Annotated in this window: 3 protein-coding genes and 2 pseudogenes; 2 read left to right on the top strand and 3 right to left on the bottom strand. The window is 50.8% G+C overall.

Annotated features, from left to right (window positions below; translation table 11 throughout):
• Window positions 1-294 (bottom strand): annotated as a pseudogene (locus CFR79_RS15295) (hypothetical protein); the annotation flags it as partial.
• A gap of 51 nt (window positions 295-345) precedes the next feature.
• On the opposite strand from CFR79_RS15295, the pseudogene CFR79_RS15290 reads away from it, so the two are divergent.
• Window positions 346-687 (top strand): annotated as a pseudogene (locus CFR79_RS15290) (transposase); the annotation flags it as partial.
• 80 nt (window positions 688-767) lie between these two features.
• Here CFR79_RS15290 and CFR79_RS15285 read toward each other — a convergent pair.
• The gene (locus CFR79_RS15285; RefSeq protein ID WP_035366892.1) at window positions 768-1,367 is read right to left on the bottom strand and encodes a DUF488 domain-containing protein; all 600 of its coding nucleotides are present in this window, start codon (window positions 1,365-1,367) and stop codon (window positions 768-770) included.
• On the opposite strand from CFR79_RS15285, the gene CFR79_RS15280 reads away from it, so the two are divergent.
• A complete protein-coding gene (locus CFR79_RS15280) occupies window positions 1,366-1,581 on the top strand; it encodes a hypervirulence associated TUDOR domain-containing protein (RefSeq protein WP_061507197.1) in 216 nt (71 codons plus the stop codon). The two genes, CFR79_RS15285 and CFR79_RS15280, sit on opposite strands and share 2 nt — an antisense overlap.
• A 23-nt stretch (window positions 1,582-1,604) precedes the next feature.
• Here the strand turns inward: CFR79_RS15280 and CFR79_RS16305 are convergent.
• Window positions 1,605-1,970: substrate-binding domain-containing protein (locus CFR79_RS16305; protein ID WP_258373659.1), on the bottom strand; the 366-nt coding region annotated here is incomplete at its 5' end.

The raw sequence follows: 1,970 nt of genomic DNA, 5'->3' as shown, positions 1-1,970 counted from the left end.
GCCTCCATGAACTCCTGCCCTGGCACTGGAAAGCCCACCAGCAGGTCCACAATACCATCGCCGCCTGAATACGCCCGCGTCTCCCGCCGGATGCTTACGGATTTTGAACATCAGCACCGGATCAAACGGCGGACGGCCGCCTTTGCTCCCGTCCGCATAGGCCAGAGCCTTCTCCAGGTCAGGACGGAATACTTCAAAATCCACAGTCCGGGAAAATGCTTCGAGCTGGTCACCAAGCCCACTCAGACGAGCCAGGCGATCTTCAACATCAAAAAAACCGGGCTGCATCATCATCCATCCCTCATCGTAAGATGAACGATGGAATCACACACAGGGCCTCATAACCAGAGAGTTTTTCGAACCCTCCAGGTTATGGAGTGGCGTGGCAGGCCAGAAGCCATCCGAATGGATAATGGCCCTGAATATGTCAGTCATACGTTGGTTTCATGGGCCGAAAAACAGGGGATTGCCCTGATCTATACGCAACCGGGTAATCCGCAGCAGAACGCCTATATTGAACGCTACAACAGAACTGTCCGGCAGGAATGGCTGGAGCAGTATTTGTTTGAAAGCATTCAGGACGTGCAGGAGGTCGCAACACAATGGCTCTGGACATATAACCATGACAGACCCAACATGGGGAACAGCGGGCTAACCCCCGCCCAGAAACTAAAAACAGCTGCCTGAATTCTCATTCAATGCCCCACTAAAAATGGGGGGATTACCAATTTTTCGAGATCGTTTGTTTTTATGCCTACATTTTACCTTCAGCCTCTGGAAGTGTTTATTTGTGGGTAAGTAATATGACGGCTACTATCAATAATCGCAGATTCAGTAAGGTGCGCGGGAACGGCATCCGTCATGGACAGAATATGAAAGACTGTCACCCCGTGGGCCAGAAGATAGTCAGTAACGATGCGCCTGTGACAGCGCCACCAGAGCACCTCCGCGCACATGATCGCAACAGTTGCCTGCTGTCCCGCCTCGATAAGCCGGGCAAGACCTCGGTGAAAATCTTCTCCAAGCGCATAATCCGCATAATTATGAAAACTCTGGACACGCCAGAATGCGTTGGTCTCCGCAGGCATCGTCTTCGACCGTGGCCGTCGTCCACCAAGCTCTGGAAAATGACTATATCCGATCCCCTGTGCCGCCAGTTCCGGCTGGAGACTGGTGCCATCATAGTCTCGATTACGCCGGGAATACGGAAAAGCCCTCACATCCGCGATCAGTGTCACGCCATAATGACGCAAAAGCGCGATAAAATCAGATAGCGCAAGCGTGGAATGCCCAATGGTGTAGAATGGATGACAAGAAGATGATCTTGCTTCCCCTGCGAGGTTCACATTGGATACGGAGTTTTCCATGCCGTCACAAACTTTCCAGATCGGAGACATCGTATCTTGGAACTCGGAAGCGGGATACGTCAGTGGACGGATCAAAGCCATTCATACGGCGCCCTTTCTGGTCAACGGCTATCAGCATCACGCGACGGCAGAACACCCTCAATATGAAATAGAAAGCCTTAAAACCAGTCATATCGCCTTTCACAAAGGCACGGCCCTTACACTTGCTGAGTGACTGGATCATCTCCTGAGCCAGCATCATGTCTGCGCCGCAATATCCATCAATGTAGAGACAGACGGATTGGCTGAGGTGATCGGAGCACAGAGCACCACATCCAGCGTCGGGGTGACAGACGTGAGTGTCGCAATAAGCCTCTCATGACAGAGATCATCTGGCCCAATCACTCTTTTATTGGCGCGCACATGCTCTGCTCTCATTATAATTCGTAATTTTTCTCTTGGTAGATGGATTGTTCGCAAATGCGGAGAATATTCCTCTCGCTGCACAACTTTATATAAGCTGCAGGTAATCCCCCCATAAAAAGAGTGACTTTTGAATGAGAATTTTCTCAGCGTAAGAATTGAGGAGATTCTGATGAAGAGTGATCGCTTTACTGACGCCCA

The organism is Komagataeibacter saccharivorans, from assembly GCF_003207825.1.
Classification (GTDB): domain Bacteria; phylum Pseudomonadota; class Alphaproteobacteria; order Acetobacterales; family Acetobacteraceae; genus Komagataeibacter; species Komagataeibacter saccharivorans.
Note: the sequence above shows the minus strand (reverse complement) of the source record. Positions and strands in the feature narration are given on the sequence as shown.

Excerpts from the sequence above, each read along its gene's own strand:
- CFR79_RS15280 (WP_061507197.1), top strand. The coding sequence starts at position 1,366 with ATGCCGTCACAAACTTTCCAGATCGGAGACATCGTATCTTGGAACTCG.
- CFR79_RS15285 (WP_035366892.1), bottom strand. The coding sequence starts at position 1,367 with ATGGAAAACTCCGTATCCAATGTGAACCTCGCAGGGGAAGCAAGATCA.